Raw genomic sequence first — 15455 nt, 5'->3', positions numbered from 1 at the left:
CATGCGGGCTGCACGGTCACGAAACTCAGGTGGAAAACGCTTCGATTTGTTGCTCATGAATCCTTCTTACCTCTCGGGTCGTTCCGTCTCCACAAAACCCGGGGCAATTCAGCCACATCAACAGGCCTTACAGAAGACCGCACACGATCACACGTCAATATGGGTCAGAAAACTCTTGCATAACGGACGGCAACCACAGAAGAAATCCGCGTCGAGAACGTAGCCGTCCTGATCGACGGCGCGCCACAGCCAGTGAACCTGGCCGCGGATCACGATCCTGACCTCGTCCAGACGCTACACGTCGCCTGAAGCCGCGCGCCTGCGGCGCAGCCTGCGCGCAAATGCAGCTCCGAACTTCAGGCTCCAGCGGCGGACTGTCTCATATGACACGACAATCCCGCGTTCGAGGAGCATCTCTTCGATCAACCTGAAGCTCAGTAGAAACCGGAAACACAGCCACACGGCATGTGCATTCAGCTCACATGCAAAGCGGTGACGTTTGTAGCTGACACGAAGAGCGCTCATGCAGGCCAGTCTACAGCCCAGAGATTAATGTGACAGCACCGTTCAACTTCCACACGTCACTTAACGTGCCAGCACCCTAACAATCAACACGGTACACTCTCTGGACGCAGATCAGAGCGAAAGCAAAAAAAAGTGATCCATCTAATTCGCGTTGGAAAAATCCGAAACTTCGGCAACTAACAGCCAATCTAATATTATACTACTTTATAATATAATAATCTCTCATTTATACGCGCGATATTTCTCGGTTAGCGTGAACTAACGCATCTGGCGATCGTAAGGGTCGCCCTGCCGAAAGAAGGAGTCTCCTTATGGTAGACAACGCAGCTGTCCAGGACATGACGGATGTCATGACAAAATTCACTGCCTATATCGGGAAGCGTCTGCCAACCGACGTAAAGTCGAAGCTTGCTGAGCTTCGTGGGAACGAAAAGAACGAGATGGCAAACGTCATCTATGACTCAATGGCTGAGAATCAAGACGCGGCAGATAAGCTAAATAGGCCTTCGTGCCAGGATACTGGCGTCATACAGTACTTTGTTTCGGTTGGGTCTAAGTTTCCTCTGCTTGGTGAATTGGAAGCAATACTCCGCGATGCTACGCTTGGTGCTACTAAGTTAGGGCCGTTACGGCACAACGCCGTTGAGGCCTTCGATGAAAAAAATACCGGATCGAATACAGGATCACGGATACCGTGGCTTGATTGGGAAATAATGCCCGGTGAGGACAGCGCCACAATTGAAGTCTATATGGCCGGCGGCGGTTGCACACTACCTGGCGCCTCGACGGTATTGATGCCAGGTCAGGGCTATGAAGGCGTTGTTGATTTTGTTTTCGACGTCATCACATCGAGAGGAGTCAATGCGTGTCCCCCTTTACTCGTTGGGGTAGGTGTTTCCACTGCGGCTGAAACCGCTGCTAGACTGTCTAAGAAGGCGATTTTGCGCTCGGTTGGAAGTCACCACCCGAACCCAAAGGCTGCCAAGATGGAAACACTTCTAGAAGAGGGGCTGAATGAACTTGGCATCGGTCCCCAAGGTCTCACGGGATCAAGTAGTGTAATGGGTGTGAATATTGAGTCCTCTGCGCGGCACCCATCAACAATCGGGGTTGCGGTTTCAACTGGTTGTTGGGCTCATAGGCGCGGTAGAATCAAGTTCAACTCAGATCTTACATATGAAATTCTTTCCCATGAGGGTGTTGTTCTATGAAAAAAATACTCACCACTCCGATCAAAGATGAAGATCTCCTAGACTTAAATATTGGAGATATAGTTTACCTGACCGGACGCCTGGTTACATGCCGCGATGTCGCACACCGGCGCCTTATCGAGCAAGGCCGCTCACTACCCGTTGAACTGAAAGGAGGAGCTATTTTTCATGCGGGCCCAATTGTTCGGCAAGACGAAAATGGCGAATTTGAAATGGTCTCGATTGGTCCAACTACTAGCATGAGAATGGAAAAATTTGAAAAAGCTTTCATTAAGGAAACGGGCGTAAAATTAGTGATCGGTAAAGGAGGTATGGGTCCGGAGACGGCGGAAGGGTGCGCAGAGTACAAAGCCGTACACGCAGTTTTCCCGGGCGGATGTGCTGTTCTCGCTGCGACCAAAGTTGAGGAAATTGAGGGCGCGGAATGGCAGGATCTTGGGATGCCCGAAACCATGTGGATCAACAGAGTCAAAGAGTTCGGTCCGCTCATTATTTCAATTGATACAAAAGGGAATAACCTCTTCGAGGAAAACAAGAAGCGATTTAACGCGAGGCGTGGGCCTATCACTGAGAAAATTAAAGCTCAGGTTGGCTTCATCAGCTAGGGCTAATCGACATTCATGCGATCCAGATCATGGCTGCTGCGAGATAGATGAAGCCTGTAAAATGGATGGTTCTGCGGTCGTAGCGCGTTGCGAAACGACGAAAATGTTTGAGGCGATTGAAGCACCGCTCGATACGGTTTCGGTCTTTGTAAAGAGCCTGGTCGTGCGGGATGAACACCTTGCGGTTCCGTTTTGACGGAATGACAGCCTCTGCGTTCATGACAGCAATCTGTTCGCGGAGCCCATTGCTGTCATAAGCCTTATCGGCGATGACCGCGCCCGCAGTCTGGCCTTCGACGCGGATTTCTTCTTCTGTGGTTGCCGTCCGTTATGCAAGAGTTTTCTGACCCATATTGACGTGTGATCGTGTGCGGTCTTCTGTAAGGCCTGTTGATGTGGCCTTTCAGAAGCCACTGGCCAGTATGGTGATCAGCGGATCAGATCCAAATCTCACAGGCGTGCTTTAAAGCACAGAGAAATCCACTGGTTTTTCCGATCCGGATCAGACGATCATGCGCCCATTCAGGTCATCGCCCTCTCACACCCCTACCGGTTCCATCCGCGGGAGCCGAGCCATCGCTCAGGCTGCCACGGACAGGGCCGGATCCCGATAATCCTCCTGTTTTGTTGCCATGGCCCAGATGGCTCGTGCCATCCTGTTGGCCAGCGCAATGGCTACCAGCATACGGGGCTTGCGGGCCAGCATCCGTGCCAGCCAGCTTCCCGGTGCAGGGGCCTTACGGCTGGCCCAGTTCACCTGGGTCATGGCGCCCATGATGAGAAGCCTGCGGATATCAGCCTGCCCGGCTTTTGATATCTTCCCCAGCCTTTCCTTTCCGCCAGATGAGAACTGACGGGGCACCAGCCCCAGCCACGCAGCAAAGTCGCGCCCGCGCCGGAAGCTCTGCAGGTCAGGCGCAAAAGCTTCAATCGCAAGAGCGGTCAGAGGACCCACTCCAGGCATGCTCTGCAATCTGCAGGTGTTTTCACTTTCCTGGGCAAGCATCCTGATCTTCTTTGTTCTGACATCAATCCGCACACTCTGCTCCGAAATCTGTCGCAGCAGATCAAGGCATTCCTGCTTCACAGCCTCTGGCAGAACCGCCTCATCCAGCATGGCTTCAATGTGTCTGATATGCGCAATCCCCTGTGGCACGACGAGACCGAATTCATACAGAACGGCACGCAGGGCATTCACCAGTTCCGTGCGCTGGTGCACCAGACGCTGCCGGGCCCGGAAAAGAACGCCACGCGCCTGCTGCGCTTCAGTGCGTGGTTCGACAAAGCGCATTTCCGGCTGACGGGCCGCAATGACGATCGCTTCCGCATCAGCAGCATCGTTCTTCTGGCGCTTCACGAAAGGCTTCACATACTGCGGAGCGATCAGTCTGACCTCGTGACCAGCTCCTGCCAGTTCGCGAGCCCAGTAATGCGCGCTCCCGCACGCTTCAAGAACGACCAGAGCAGGCGGCTGCGTGGCCATGAACTGCATAAACTGCTGACGACGCAGCTTTTTGCGAAACATCACCTCGCCCGCACGCGAAGCTCCATGAACCTGGAAAATGTTCTTTGCCAGATCAACGCCTATCACTGTATCCTTCATCTGCCGTCCTTTCGCGCAGTCGTTTCTTCCAACGACCATTCTGGCACATTGCGATGCCGTGCGGGGAGGACGGCAACCACCCCATCTCACATTTTGTCTGAAGAGTGTTATTCTCTGTTCTGAGAGCTGTGTCCTGTGCGTCTGATCTGGAATGACAACGGCATTTTGCCTCTGGAGGCAGATTCTGGACGCAGTTGGGGTCTTAGCGCCTGAGAAGGCGGTGATGGCTGTGAGTATGTGGCCTATGCTCTGTCTGTTTCGTCAGGAAGCCTGGCGGAGCCTTCGCAATCGTGCATGAGCGAGGGCGAATTCGTGCTGGCAAGGGAATATATCGGGCATGGACAGGACAATTCGACGCACGCTGACCTTTACGACTGTTGCGATTTTGAGCAGTCGTGCACGTATGGTGCCACAGGTCGCCTTCTCCAGAGAGGTCTGCCCAAGGGCCATCTTTTGCAGAGCGGTGAGCAGGACATAGGCTGCGGCCGAGAACCACAGCCGGAGCTGGTTGGCGCGGATGGTATGGGAGGATGTCCTGTCTGAGAACAGATCCAGCTGGCATTCCTTGATGCGGTTTTCCATATCCCCGCGTGCGCAGTAAATCTGTTCGTAGAGATGGCGGGGGTCGGACATTCCCTGCGGTAGCGTGGTGACAATAAAGCGATGATAGCGGTTGCCGTGGCGCCATTCGGCCTTGGCCACCACCCGCCTGCGGCGCGTCCAGCTGTCCTTTGTGATCCAGTCAAAGGAGGCAAAGCCGCGCGCCGCTTTGCCTGTCGTGGCGGCTTCGTCACGAACCTCAGCGGACAAAGAGGCAATCCGGTCATACAGGCGGGTGTTGCCTGCAAGCCCGAACAGGAAGTCAACGTGGTTGTCTTCGCACCATGTCATCAGACTGTCCCGGGAGAAGCCACTGTCCCCGCGCACCAGAATACGCACCCGGGGCCAGCGGTTCCTGATCTGCTGCACAATCCGGCGGATGTCAGCCAGCACTTCCTTCCCCGGGTCCCTGTCTGCCGTGCGCAGGGTAGCGCTGAGGAGATGATCCCCGCAGAAGATGTATAGCGGCAGATAGCAGTTATGGCCGTAATACCCATGAAAGGCCCGGCCTTCCTGATGGCCATGGATACGATCATCGGTCGCGTCCACGTCCAGAACGATCCGGGCAGGAGCCCGATCATGCCGGTCCATGTAGAGCGTGACGAACAGCTCCGCCAGTGCCTCATGATCAGCAATGATGCGGCAGTAACGGTCTGCCTTGTGGCCACTGCGCTCCAGCCGGTTCAGTGTGGATTTTCCGGCCAGTGCCGCACAGTTGGCCCGACCTCCTGACAGACGGCCCGAGGCCAGACCAAAGATCAGGTCATGCCGCAGGGCATCGTGATCATTGAGATCTTCATAGCCCAGTGCCAGGCCCATGATCCGCTGACGGACAAGGTCTTCAACCCGGTATTCCACAAAGCCGGGATGCCGCTTATCGCGAAAACAGGCAGCAAAGCGGCGGCTGAGCCCCAGAATGTCATCAGCCTGCTTCACCAGAATGACGCCCCCATCCGAACTCATGCGACCCCCGTCAAAACGGGCCACAACACGCCGTCCACAGGAGGCTGGAAACTCATACGCGCCTGCGCTACACTCTGTCTGCATCGGGTTCGTTTATTGCTTATGAAAAATTCTTTTGTGCAAAACAGACTTTTTCATAATCTAACCCGATGCACAACCCTTCTGTGAGATTTCCGCGTCATCGAGTTCTAATGCGATTACAACGGCAGAATAGAGATTCTTATCCTGCTAGAGGGTGTTATGCACTTTGCTCTATTTGCAACCTGCGTGGGGATGCTAAAGTCTTCTTTTTCTGGAAAAAAAAGAAAAAAGACTTTTATTATCAGGAAAGCACGTTACGCGCCCAAACAGGTTCTTAAAAACAATAAAATTTTTCGATTATTTTCCGAAAAAGGCAGAAAGCAGACCGTAATTCCATTTTGACCTGTCGTGAAATGTATAACACCCTTTGATTGGTTGAGGAGAACAGAAAATTGCCGATTATTGTTGATGGCCCGGAATTAAGCCGACGCGTAAAAATCGCTATGAATGATGCTCATAGCGCGTGCTTCGCAGTCGCCTTCTGGGGGCGTGGTGCCGCCGACGAGATCGGTATACGCGAAGAAATGTCCGTGCGCATTGTATGTAACCTTTTAAGTGGTGGAACGAATCCAAGTGAAATTCGCACGCTTATCCAACGAGGCGCTAGCGTAAGACAACTGAACAACCTTCATTCTAAAATAGGTGTTGTCGACAAACTCTGTTTTCTTGGCTCTTCAAATATGTCGACAAACGGCCTTGGCAGTGAAGGCTCGCAAACTGGGTGGTTGGAAACGAACATTGTTTTCGAAGAAAACCATTCGGAATTCATCGAGAGGTTTGAGGATTTTTGGGCTAGGTCGACGAAAATTGAGGAAATTCACTTGCTCAAAGCCCAAGAAGCATGGGCAGCCCGCAGAAGAGGCGATGCCGCAGTTGCTGCAATCTATCAGCAACGAAGCATTGTTGATGTGTTACGTGATGCGCCTGAGCATCTTGATGCCCTAAATGTTCAAATGGTCGTATACGATAGAGTAATTGAAAAAGAAGATATCGATATAATTGAAAGAGCGAATATTGAGGCGCAGAAAAAATATGGAGAAATGTTCGAAACCTACTGGGATTGGAGCAGTATGGCGACGGAAGCCCAGAAATCATACTTGATTGACTTTGATCGCCCCGCTCGAGGGCAGATTGCTGGAGGAGAAATTTACCGTAGAAATACAAAAGAATTTCCTGACTTTCAGCAGGATGGAGAGACATTTAACCCAGCGTTTAAAATCGACGACATCGAAGGGATAACCGTTGGTGCAAAAGACAAGGTCGTAATTCGAGCAGCTTTTTATGCTTATGTTCGAGATGGTGCGATTGGTGAAGGAGATAATTTCTACAACTTTCCCATTTCTGAATTAGCTCCTTATATTTTTCCTAAAAAATAGCGATAATCAAATTTCATTAAATGAGCGGGAGTTTCGTATTATAAAATAATTAATCGGTTGTCATGAACTTCAATATAACGAATGACCGCTTTTCTCATCTTCCCGCCTGACAGCTGACATTCCACTTCCCCCCCAACGCGGCCATTTTCGTTACTGTTACCGCCACCAGGCGGGTCGCATGATTGTCAGCTAAGCCAGACCAGCAGGAGACATTCGTAACAAGACAGGTGGGCTTCATGGTGAGACTACGCCGACGCGGCATTCGAAACCCCGGACATCCCCGCCTCACGCCCCATGAACAGGCGGTCTGGCGGTCCTTCCGGGCGGAGATTCAGGGTGACAAGGGCGAGAACGCCGTCGCTGACGTTCTCAACCGCAGCGGGCTTCCCGTCCTCCACGATGTCATCCTGCCTGCTGGCAATGACCGGACCACCCAGATCGACCACCTGTTTCTCAGCGCAGCCGGCATCCATGTCGTGGAAACGAAACGCTATGGTGGCGAGCTGACCGGGCATCCGCAAGACGAAAGATGGCGCCAGCGTTTCGCCGGGGAAGACGGTGACGCGCCACCTCGCCTGATCTACAGTCCCCTGATCCAGAACGCCGGCCATTGTCGGGCTGTGTATGCGCTGGTCCGTCTCGTGGATCCGGCGATTCAGGTTTTTAACCACGTCGTAATGGCAGGATCCGCAATCCTGTCGCCGGCACTGGCAAACCACACCCTCTCACTATCGGCGCTGGAGACCCTGCTGGGCAGTCTCGGGCGCAATGATCCCCAGGGATCGCTGGCGGAAGCATGGCGGCGCATCGAACTCGCCCGCCATGCCAGGAAGTCCCGCGATGTTCAGCCGGTCATTTCTTCTTCGAGGTAGTCGAGCAGCTCGGTCGTTTCCTCGTCAGTGAGCATCAGTCCCCGGCAGGCCTCACTGTCGCGGGGGAAGTCGACAGGTTCGCCGCCGAAATCACGGTTGCCGGCGCTGATCCAGAGAACCCGATCCGGTTCATTGGGATCGTAATCCAGACGCACACCCAGGCCGTCACCAAGATTGATGAAATCCGAGAACAGGTCATCCTCACAACGAAGCGGCAGCGTGCCAATCTCAACGCCCACCCATCGTTTCGGGAAGCGCGCTCGCAGAAGGTCAGTGAGCTGGCGTGTGTGCGGCCGCAGATCCTTCGGATCCCGCACCGGTGTCGGTGGTTCAAGTGGCGGGAGAAAACCTGCCTCTTCGTCAGACCAGTCCTCGGGCTCAATCGCCGGCGCAGGCTTCTTCGCCATAAATCAGACGTCCTTATAACAAATCAGATACAGTTAAAAACCGAAGTCCCGACCGGAACCAGAGGGGATCAGAGCCATCAGTTCAGCGCACGGCAGTCCGATGAGACCGAACGACTGTAAATCAGTTTTGACTGTCCGCCACCAGCCAACTCGCATCGAACCCATTTGCTTCCCGGCTGCCCCGGAAACGACTTGCGCAGAATCACCATTTCGCCGTCCTCACCCGCAAGCGATACGATCTGAAAACCGTCATCGAGCAGCTGCGCCATGGACTGGCCAAGGGGCGCGAATGTCGTGGGCATCTTGCCCGCCGCACGGCCGCCTGCCGGCGTCACCGGGCTGCCGATTACGGACTGGGCCTCGGCAGGGCGGGCGGAGAAAGACGCTGCGATGAGCAGAACGGCGGCGAAGCCGGAAATATAGCGCAAGGGGCCATCTCCTTTTCAAAACAGCGGCAGCGGAAATCGTGACGCGGGTGGATACATCTGCCCCGCCAGAAACGGGGCCTCGGCAAACAGAACGGCGGCAAGTTCATGCACGATACGCGGCAGTGGGGTCAGCTGCGCGTAATCCATACCCTGCACAAATGACGAAATAATGGTGGCAAGCCATGGCGCATCGAGAGGAGCCACCAGATCGAGAGGCAGAGGCAGGGCGTCGAGAGGCGGACTGATCCGTCCCGACTCCTTCCCCTGCTCGAAAAGCGTCTTCACCGACCGCCACAGCTCCGCGCCGACGGCCCCACACCATGCGACTGCACCGACCACGATCGGCCGCATGGTGCGATACCGGCCGTAATGCAGCCGGAACGCCGCTCCGCCGGGCAGGATCCGGCCATCCGCATCGCGGGGATAATCCACCGTCGCCCACCAGCCGGAGAACCCTTCATAGGGAAGCGGCCCGGAACCCTCCCGGACGATCCAGGAAAGTCCCTCATTTCGATCCGGCGTCATGGGTGGTCTAAGCTGGACCGCTGTGCGGAAGCCCTCTTCCATCAGGATATGCTGAACCGTCAGCATCGTGTGGTCTTTACGAAACGACATGGAACGGCATGGGCGACAGGCATGAATGTCTCCTTGTTCGGGACTACCTGCGTGGCCGGGAATCATGCGACTGCCACGTGAAAGATCGGAAGCATCCGTCATATGCGACCGCAAACCTCCTCCCTGATGACGGGAACACTATTTCTGTGGCATTTCGAGGTGTCGGCCGACACCCGCGTCAATGCCGTCCGAAAGAGGATACGACACCAATATGAGCAAGGCGTTCATCGCAGCGGTGCTGCAGGACAGCATGGAAAGCACCGGCGTTGCGGCCAGTAAGGCAGCCGACGATCTGATCGAGGCGCTTGTCTCCGAGCTGGAGAAAACCGGAAGCTTTACCCTGCCCGGCTTCGGCACGTTTCGGGTGAAAGACACCCCGGCGCGCTCGGCATTGAATCCCCGCACTCTGGAAACGGTCCAGGTCGAGGCCGGTCGGACCGTTCGTTTCAAAGCGTCTCCCGTGCTGAAGGCGCGTGTTGCGCCACCAAAACCCGCGACCAGGACAAAGAAAGCGTCGGTCAGAACATCCACGAAATCACCGGCCAAAAGCGCCGCCGCTACGGATCCGGCAGCTGCTCCCGCGAAAAAGACCCGCGCTCGACGCGCGGCCTGAGGGCGGCCTCACACGAACGCCAATATCAGGATAGCGGATACCTGAAAGATAGCGGGTAGCGAGCGTGCGGTCGTTCCCGCGAGGCCTGCTGCCTGACGAATCAGCGACCGGCCGATGCGTTTTTCGCGCATTTTCTTATCACTGGTCGCATGATGGTGGCCGACACTGATCTCCTCGCACAAGCAGGAGATCTTCTTCATGACATCGCATCACCGCCTCACCGCGCTGCTGCACAGACGCACACCAGGAGAACGCGCGGTCATCCGGCGGGCTCACTCCGGCTATACCGCCATCCGGTCAACGCTTTCGCAGCACGGACGCATACGCCGGACAGATATGACCCCGGCATGGGGTTACGGCCTCACGCCGACTCACCCTGCGCCCAGGAGCACGATGTGATGCTGCTCCGCGCTTCCTTTCCGGCAGCCCTCATCCTCGTGGCGACGCCCGTGCCCGGCGCAACAGCCATGGCAGGCCCATCCGTCGGACCAGTGCCTCTGAACCGGCCGACGATCGATACGCCTGTCGGACCAGTGAGCCAGCAGATGCGAGACGGAACGATGGCTTTTGTCGAGGCGTGCCGGGCCTGGACCAGGCCTCTTCCTTTACCGTCTGTGCCCCTGTCAGTGCCTCACCGTGACCACGCGACCACAGAGCAGTTCAACCTGTGTCAGATGGCCATGCACCCTGATCAGTTTCGTGCAGCTTTCCGGTTTTACACTATCCTCGGTGCATGGGGCATTCTGCTCAGCATGGCCGTGGCCGCTTATCTGTTTATTCGCCTCGGCCGTTTCGTCTGGCGCTTCACAGGGCAGAGAAAACTTTCCTCTTCGTCAGCCCTTTGCGGTCGCAAGACGTTCGTTCACGGTGATCAGCAAGTAAAGACTAAAAACTGAATGACGACCGCCAGCAATACGACCGACACTATGCCATTGTGTCTGCAAACAGAGGTATATTCGATGACTGATGCCAAAACAGCGGATCCGATACTGCAGGAAATCGTTGGACCCGTCTTTGAGCCTGCGCGAACAGCGACACGCCGCGCGATCTCAATCGTCACGCCGCTTATGATTGGGCAGGCTGTACTCATCATAGCGGTATTAAACGAAGTCCCGGCTGCTGCACGGGCGTATGAATCGGTTCCCGGCTGGTACCGCGTCGGATTGTTGCTGATCTGGATGCTGTTCAATCTTGAAGCGGGCTTCGCATCCTGACGCCGGATGCAGACAGACGATTGCGCGCCGTTGTGTGTGCACTGGTCCTGATCCCGGCGCCGTATATGCTGGCGCAATTTCTATAGTTTCACTTCTCAGGCCGTTATTGGGAAAACAAGCGCAGCCACGCATTCGCGGGGAAACGCGATCATTGATGTGAATGGAGACCATCATGACTGTACCTCATGGCCAGACATCGGACGCGCTTGTCTATATCTGCGAGTTTTGTTTCCTCGTTTTTGGATTCAGCCTTCTGTTTGTAGTCGGCTTCAGGGATTCTGCGCGGAGCACGTTCCTGAATGTGATGTGGCTCTCGGTAGCTGGCTTTGTTTTATCCGGAGCAGCCTGCCTGGTAACGCGGTAAGTCTGGTCGCGGCATCTGTTCGCGGACCGGGACTATTGTTAAATCTCCGATATGGAACCTTATATTCTCCTCGTGCGCCCGCGACTTGATCCGGCCGGTGAGCCGGTTGCAAAACTGCTGATCGAGCACAGGGAAACGCTCATCCATGGGAACGGTGACGTTATCGAGAAAGCCCGTCTGTCTGTCCGTTATCGAATCATCGGTGAAATTCCATACGGTCATCGAAAACAAACACACGAATTTCCGGCGTGCTACGTCCGGGACTGCGGAGAAAGCGGGAGGATCTGTCTGACAGGATCCGATCCGTATGGAGGAGCCGTTGATCTTGAACCGGATAGTCTCCTCGGCAACCGGGTCGGGTCGTTCCTCATGAATCAGATCGTTGAGTGGGCCACCAGATGGCCGGATGCCGAGGTTAATCCGATAAAGCTCTTTGCCCATCAGGGTCACGGCGAAAATAAACTACGCCGCAACCGGTTTTACGAGCAGTTCGGAATCAGATTCGACTACGCGGACAGCACTCACGCTGAAGGCACGGGACGCACGATGCAGGCCGGGTCTCTGACACCCTGGACAGAACTGCCTGATAATCTCACCGTCATCACGCTGGAGGACTTCCTGGACGATCAGGAACGAACCCTGTCTGCCTCGCAGCTTGATCTGAAGGCTCAGCGCAGACGTTCTCAGGATCTCGGCGCGGAGCTGAACCGCGCATTCGATCACCCTGTCTGGTTTTCCGGCAGGGTCATCTGGGGGAAGCACGCCAATCTGGTTTTATGGATTGTTATTTTGCTTACCGTTTCGTTGGTCTGGTACCGATGTAGATAGAAACTAAAGGTTTCACACTGTGTATCGACGTGCCCGAGACCATGATCCCCATTGCGTGGAAGTCTCGGGCTACGTCGGAACACTGGTTCGATGACTATTACTTGTGTCGTGGATCATCTTTTGGATCGACATAGGTCATGCCAAAAGGACCGACACCGGAAACCTGCAAAATAGCCCCGCTATCCCCAGCCTTCAGCGCGTGCCCCATATTCACCGGAAGATGCACGAACCCGCCCGCTTCCATACGAAGTCCCTCTGATGGATTCATTTTCGGGCCGGTATAATGATCGAGATTGCCAGATATAATCGTGAGCATTTCGTCAAGATTATGCGTGTGCGGTGCAATAACGCTGTAAGCAGGCATCATGACCCGGATGGTGAAAGGTTCATGTTTTGCTAGATCGCCATAAAGATAGGCAATTTTCATTCCCTGCGGAAAGATAGCTGGTGCGGGCTGCCATTTAACATCTTCGGGGGTGGAAATGACCTTTGCCCCGTCATGGCTATGGCTCTGTGCAAAACTTGCTGAGCCTGTCGAGATTAGTGAAATGGCGATAGCGATAATGAGGGTGCGTCTGTTCATTGTTTCCTCTTTTTTCAGAACTTATAGTCAACACCGTAGTCGGCAAGGCATTCGATCATAGAAAAAAAAGGTATGACACGATGACCATCGATCGCTCTATGTCCGTAATGCGAATCATTTCCGAATGCATGAAATGTCTGGGATGAGGCGCAAGCCGTCACCCTTACCCAATTCACCTTCCAAGCGATCTGACCAGCTCCGCAAGAGCCCGGCGAACCTTCGGCGCAGCCCATTCGCGCAGCATCTTTTCTCCGCCGGCCTCACGCTCCAGCGTGTAAGGGCCGGCCTCAATCGGCGGCATCTGCATGATGTGGTCCTTCCCGCCTGCCGGCACCGCCGGGAACGGATCGATCCGCACGAGATGCGTCAGCAGGGCGACCGTGATGACGCGGCATTGAGGCGACGACGTATTGAGGCAGACGTAAGCGCCGCTTCCTTCTGTCACCGGATCGTAAATCGCCTTCCACGTGATAGCGGGAACCGGAATCCGGTGCGGGCCGACGGTATCGGTTCTGTCCGGGTCATAACCGGGACCGGTGACAACATAAAGTTCTCCATCCCTGTCCGCGAGCCCGCGCACGGCACTTTCCACGCCCACCCAGGCGCCCCGGTTCAGCTCGGCGGTCTGAGGCACGATATTGGAGAGTGCGTACGTCTCGGCCTGCCATGAAAGGCCAGCCTCATCGCCGCTCGGAACAAGATGGCCTCTGTCGTATCCGCTCGATCTGAAGTCATAAAGTTCGGCCCTCATGGTGTCCGGGAGGCGGGCGTCCGGATAGAAGCGGCTGCTGCGGGGGGTACGCTCCGCCACTTCGAGGTTCTCTTCCGAGAGATACTCGGCGGCCCAGAGCGCGCCTTTCGTATGCTCGGACGCCAGGACGGCGTAACCGTGATTACAGAGCATCACGGTGCCGATCCGCAACGCCTCGTCCACCACGGCAGGAGGTTGTCCGCCGAAAAACTGACCCGCACAGGAGACCGTCTGCGCGACGGCAGGCGTTGATACGCAGACCACCACACCGGCGGCCAGAAGCAGGCTACGCATCAGACGCCCCGTTTCATTGCAGCCGGCGGGACCGAGCGACCGAGATGGCGGTGCTCCCGGCAATACCACTCCTCCCCTGAGCGCGTATTGAAACCGAACATTGCTCCTTTTCTGCAGGCCTTGCAGCTATGCGCGTATCCATGGCCTGCCGGCCGGGGTCGAAGCGATGCTTGTGACTGGTTTCCGAAAAAATCCATTGGCGGGTCATCTCTCATGGTCAAAGCCCCAGTGCATCAAGTTCACGGTCAGCCTGCGCCCAGCGTCCACCTGACTTGCGTGGCTCGTCGCGGCCGTGATTCCAGCCACGGATCCGGTTTGCCAGCGGGATCTCATCGATGAAGCGTGACGGCGCGGAAGAGCCGCCCTGGCGGTAATCACAGAAGCTGATGGTAGCCTGTGTCATGGCCCGGGTGAGCGCGACATAAGCAAGGCGACGCTCCTCATCGAGATTGCGCGCCATGCCGCCCGGAAAGATGGCCTCCTCCCAGGCCGGCAGAAAGACGTGGCGGAATTCCAGTCCTTTTGCCCTGTGCATGGTGATGAGCTGCACCCGGTCCTTTCCCTTCTCCCCGGGCGCCCCGCTCGCCAGGGCCGCGTGCTCCATCAGATGCTCCACACGCCGGAAGCCGTCGGCCAGTTCTGTCAGCTCGGCAAGGTTTTCCCTCTGGGTCGCGGCCTCATCACTGTCATCAGCGCGGAGCATGTCCAGATAGCCCGTCTCCTCAAGCAGCCAGGTGAGACGTTGTCCGAGCGTGTCGTCATCACGCGCCCCGGCGCGTCTGAGGATCTGGATAAAGCCGTCGAGCGCCAGACCGCATCTGGGAGGCAGGCGCGTTCGCATGGCGGCGGCACACAGCGACAGACCAAAATCTGCCGCCTCAGCCTCGATCATCCCCAGTCCCTTCGCTCCGAGACCCCGGGCAGGCTTGTTGGCAACCCGACGAAAGGCCTCATCGGACTGGCGCTCATCCGGCCACGAGGAAAGGGTCAGGAGCGCCAGGGCGTCCTTGACAGCTGTTCGCTGATAGAAACCGACATCGCCGACGATCTCATAAGGGACGCGCGCATGCAGCAGCGCTTCCTCCAGTGCCCGTGACAGTCTGTTCTGACGGTAAATGATCGCCATGTCGTGCCAGGCTGCGCCTGCAGCCGCACGGCGGCCGATCTCGCGGGCAATCGCCTCAGCCTCCTCGCTGGCGTAGGAAAACCCCAGCACTTCGATCGGCAGCCCCTCACCCCGACGGGTAAACAGCGTCTTCTCGATCCGGGACGGATCAAACGAGATCACGGCGTTCGACGCGTCGAGAATATGGCTGGTGGATCGGAAATTTTCCTCCAGCTTGAATGTCTTCGCGTTCGGGAATTCTCTTGAGAAATTGCGGAGAAATCCGACTTTCGCGCCGCGCCAGGAATTTATGTGGAATACAATTTCACAACCTCAAAAAAGCAATTTTAAGGTTTCTTTAGGCGGGATAGATGACCTGTACCTGACGTACCCACCAGCCAGTCTCTCAGTTTTGAC

General features: G+C 55.9%; 19 protein-coding genes and 2 pseudogenes. 10 read left to right on the top strand and 11 right to left on the bottom strand.

Annotation, left to right across the window (positions count from 1 at the left end; all coding sequences use genetic code 11):
* Positions 1–210 precede the first annotated feature (210 nt).
* Positions 211–471: pseudogene (locus tag GOB90_RS17670) on the bottom strand (IS6 family transposase); the annotation flags it as partial.
* Positions 472–836: 365 nt separating this feature from the next.
* On the opposite strand from GOB90_RS17670, the gene ttdA reads away from it, so the two are divergent.
* On the top strand, positions 837–1736 hold the full coding sequence (gene ttdA / locus GOB90_RS17665) for a L(+)-tartrate dehydratase subunit alpha (protein ID WP_146893073.1): 900 nt from the start codon (positions 837–839) through the stop codon (positions 1734–1736).
* On the top strand, positions 1733–2341 hold the full coding sequence (gene ttdB, locus GOB90_RS17660; protein ID WP_146893072.1) for a L(+)-tartrate dehydratase subunit beta: 609 nt from the start codon (positions 1733–1735) through the stop codon (positions 2339–2341). The genes ttdA and ttdB overlap by 4 nt, the downstream gene beginning before the upstream one ends.
* Before the next feature lie 13 nt (positions 2342–2354).
* On the opposite strand, the gene GOB90_RS17655 is transcribed toward ttdB, so the two are convergent.
* The 3 genes from GOB90_RS17655 to GOB90_RS17645 form a co-directional block, all read right to left on the bottom strand.
* Positions 2355–2612 carry a transposase gene (locus GOB90_RS17655; RefSeq protein WP_261766053.1) on the bottom strand — a complete coding sequence of 86 codons (258 nt, stop codon included), beginning with the start codon at positions 2610–2612 and terminating at the stop codon, positions 2355–2357.
* A 309-nt stretch (positions 2613–2921) separates the two neighbouring features.
* Positions 2922–3944 carry an IS110 family RNA-guided transposase gene (locus tag GOB90_RS17650; protein WP_041247965.1) on the bottom strand — a complete coding sequence of 341 codons (1023 nt, stop codon included), beginning with the start codon at positions 3942–3944 and terminating at the stop codon, positions 2922–2924.
* A gap of 261 nt (positions 3945–4205) precedes the next feature.
* The gene (locus GOB90_RS17645) at positions 4206–5591 is read right to left on the bottom strand and encodes an IS1380 family transposase (protein ID WP_173572187.1); all 1386 of its coding nucleotides are present in this window, start codon (positions 5589–5591) and stop codon (positions 4206–4208) included.
* 389 nt (positions 5592–5980) lie between these two features.
* Between GOB90_RS17645 and GOB90_RS17640 the strand changes: the two genes are divergently transcribed.
* Both GOB90_RS17640 and GOB90_RS17635 read left to right on the top strand, forming a co-directional pair.
* Positions 5981–6964, top strand: a complete 984-nt coding sequence (locus GOB90_RS17640) for a phospholipase D family protein (protein ID WP_146892909.1) — start codon at positions 5981–5983, stop codon at positions 6962–6964.
* 236 nt (positions 6965–7200) lie between these two features.
* Entirely contained in the window at positions 7201–7836 is a 636-nt protein-coding gene (locus GOB90_RS17635) for a nuclease-related domain-containing protein (RefSeq protein WP_146892907.1), read from the top strand.
* On the opposite strand, the gene GOB90_RS17630 is transcribed toward GOB90_RS17635, so the two are convergent.
* The 3 genes from GOB90_RS17630 to GOB90_RS17620 all read right to left on the bottom strand — a co-directional run bounded on the left by GOB90_RS17630 (position 7809) and on the right by GOB90_RS17620 (position 9388).
* Complete coding sequence (locus GOB90_RS17630) at positions 7809–8243, bottom strand: hypothetical protein (RefSeq protein WP_146892905.1); 435 nt, start codon at positions 8241–8243, stop codon at positions 7809–7811. The two genes, GOB90_RS17635 and GOB90_RS17630, sit on opposite strands and share 28 nt — an antisense overlap.
* A gap of 77 nt (positions 8244–8320) precedes the next feature.
* A complete protein-coding gene (locus GOB90_RS17625; RefSeq protein ID WP_146892904.1) occupies positions 8321–8671 on the bottom strand; it encodes a hypothetical protein in 351 nt (116 codons plus the stop codon).
* A gap of 15 nt (positions 8672–8686) precedes the next feature.
* Complete coding sequence (locus GOB90_RS17620; protein WP_146892903.1) at positions 8687–9388, bottom strand: hypothetical protein; 702 nt, start codon at positions 9386–9388, stop codon at positions 8687–8689.
* 109 nt (positions 9389–9497) lie between these two features.
* Between GOB90_RS17620 and GOB90_RS17615 the strand changes: the two are divergent.
* Positions 9498–9764, top strand: a pseudogene (locus GOB90_RS17615) (HU family DNA-binding protein); the annotation flags it as partial.
* A 143-nt stretch (positions 9765–9907) separates the two neighbouring features.
* Here GOB90_RS17615 and GOB90_RS17610 read toward each other — a convergent pair.
* Entirely contained in the window at positions 9908–10099 is a 192-nt protein-coding gene (locus tag GOB90_RS17610) for a hypothetical protein (protein ID WP_146892898.1), read from the bottom strand.
* Here GOB90_RS17610 and GOB90_RS17605 point away from each other — a divergent pair.
* The 5 genes from GOB90_RS17605 to GOB90_RS17585 all read left to right on the top strand — a co-directional run bounded on the left by GOB90_RS17605 (position 10098) and on the right by GOB90_RS17585 (position 12305).
* Positions 10098–10298: a hypothetical protein gene (locus GOB90_RS17605; RefSeq protein WP_146892896.1), complete on the top strand. Its 201-nt coding sequence runs from the start codon at positions 10098–10100 to the stop codon at positions 10296–10298. The two genes, GOB90_RS17610 and GOB90_RS17605, sit on opposite strands and share 2 nt — an antisense overlap.
* The gene (locus tag GOB90_RS17600) at positions 10295–10795 is read left to right on the top strand and encodes a hypothetical protein (protein ID WP_146892894.1); all 501 of its coding nucleotides are present in this window, start codon (positions 10295–10297) and stop codon (positions 10793–10795) included. The genes GOB90_RS17605 and GOB90_RS17600 overlap by 4 nt, the downstream gene beginning before the upstream one ends.
* Positions 10796–10858: 63 nt before the next feature.
* On the top strand, positions 10859–11113 hold the full coding sequence (locus tag GOB90_RS17595; protein WP_146892892.1) for a hypothetical protein: 255 nt from the start codon (positions 10859–10861) through the stop codon (positions 11111–11113).
* 172 nt (positions 11114–11285) lie between these two features.
* Positions 11286–11477 carry a hypothetical protein gene (locus GOB90_RS17590; RefSeq protein WP_146892890.1) on the top strand — a complete coding sequence of 64 codons (192 nt, stop codon included), beginning with the start codon at positions 11286–11288 and terminating at the stop codon, positions 11475–11477.
* Positions 11478–11528: 51 nt separating this feature from the next.
* On the top strand, positions 11529–12305 hold the full coding sequence (locus tag GOB90_RS17585) for a hypothetical protein (protein ID WP_146892888.1): 777 nt from the start codon (positions 11529–11531) through the stop codon (positions 12303–12305).
* A 97-nt stretch (positions 12306–12402) separates the two neighbouring features.
* Here GOB90_RS17585 and GOB90_RS17580 read toward each other — a convergent pair whose 3' ends face one another.
* The 3 genes from GOB90_RS17580 to GOB90_RS17570 form a co-directional block, all read right to left on the bottom strand.
* Positions 12403–12888, bottom strand: a complete 486-nt coding sequence (locus GOB90_RS17580) for a cupin domain-containing protein (RefSeq protein WP_146892886.1) — start codon at positions 12886–12888, stop codon at positions 12403–12405.
* 172 nt (positions 12889–13060) lie between these two features.
* Positions 13061–13933, bottom strand: coding sequence for a DNA/RNA non-specific endonuclease (locus GOB90_RS17575; protein WP_146892884.1), 873 nt, complete (start codon positions 13931–13933; stop codon positions 13061–13063).
* Between the two features lie 217 nt (positions 13934–14150).
* Complete coding sequence (locus GOB90_RS17570; protein ID WP_242012150.1) at positions 14151–15272, bottom strand: ATP-dependent helicase; 1122 nt, start codon at positions 15270–15272, stop codon at positions 14151–14153.
* Positions 15273–15455: the final 183 nt, after the last annotated feature.

Source organism: Acetobacter oeni (assembly GCF_011516825.1).
GTDB lineage: Bacteria > Pseudomonadota > Alphaproteobacteria > Acetobacterales > Acetobacteraceae > Acetobacter > Acetobacter oeni.
The sequence above is the reverse complement of the archived record's forward strand: the minus strand, read 5'-3'. Positions and strand labels throughout refer to the sequence as shown.

Coding starts and splice junctions, on each gene's coding strand:
- ttdA (WP_146893073.1), top strand. CDS start 837: ATGGTAGACAACGCAGCTGTCCAGGACATGACGGATGTCATGACAAAA.
- ttdB (WP_146893072.1), top strand. CDS start 1,733: ATGAAAAAAATACTCACCACTCCGATCAAAGATGAAGATCTCCTAGAC.
- GOB90_RS17650 (WP_041247965.1), bottom strand. CDS start 3,944: ATGAAGGATACAGTGATAGGCGTTGATCTGGCAAAGAACATTTTCCAG.
- GOB90_RS17645 (WP_173572187.1), bottom strand. CDS start 5,591: ATGCAGACAGAGTGTAGCGCAGGCGCGTATGAGTTTCCAGCCTCCTGT.
- GOB90_RS17635 (WP_146892907.1), top strand. CDS start 7,201: ATGGTGAGACTACGCCGACGCGGCATTCGAAACCCCGGACATCCCCGC.
- GOB90_RS17630 (WP_146892905.1), bottom strand. CDS start 8,243: ATGGCGAAGAAGCCTGCGCCGGCGATTGAGCCCGAGGACTGGTCTGAC.
- GOB90_RS17620 (WP_146892903.1), bottom strand. CDS start 9,388: ATGACGGATGCTTCCGATCTTTCACGTGGCAGTCGCATGATTCCCGGC.
- GOB90_RS17605 (WP_146892896.1), top strand. CDS start 10,098: ATGACATCGCATCACCGCCTCACCGCGCTGCTGCACAGACGCACACCA.
- GOB90_RS17610 (WP_146892898.1), bottom strand. CDS start 10,099: ATGAAGAAGATCTCCTGCTTGTGCGAGGAGATCAGTGTCGGCCACCAT.
- GOB90_RS17595 (WP_146892892.1), top strand. CDS start 10,859: ATGACTGATGCCAAAACAGCGGATCCGATACTGCAGGAAATCGTTGGA.
- GOB90_RS17590 (WP_146892890.1), top strand. CDS start 11,286: ATGACTGTACCTCATGGCCAGACATCGGACGCGCTTGTCTATATCTGC.
- GOB90_RS17585 (WP_146892888.1), top strand. CDS start 11,529: ATGGAACCTTATATTCTCCTCGTGCGCCCGCGACTTGATCCGGCCGGT.
- GOB90_RS17580 (WP_146892886.1), bottom strand. CDS start 12,888: ATGAACAGACGCACCCTCATTATCGCTATCGCCATTTCACTAATCTCG.
- GOB90_RS17575 (WP_146892884.1), bottom strand. CDS start 13,933: ATGCGTAGCCTGCTTCTGGCCGCCGGTGTGGTGGTCTGCGTATCAACG.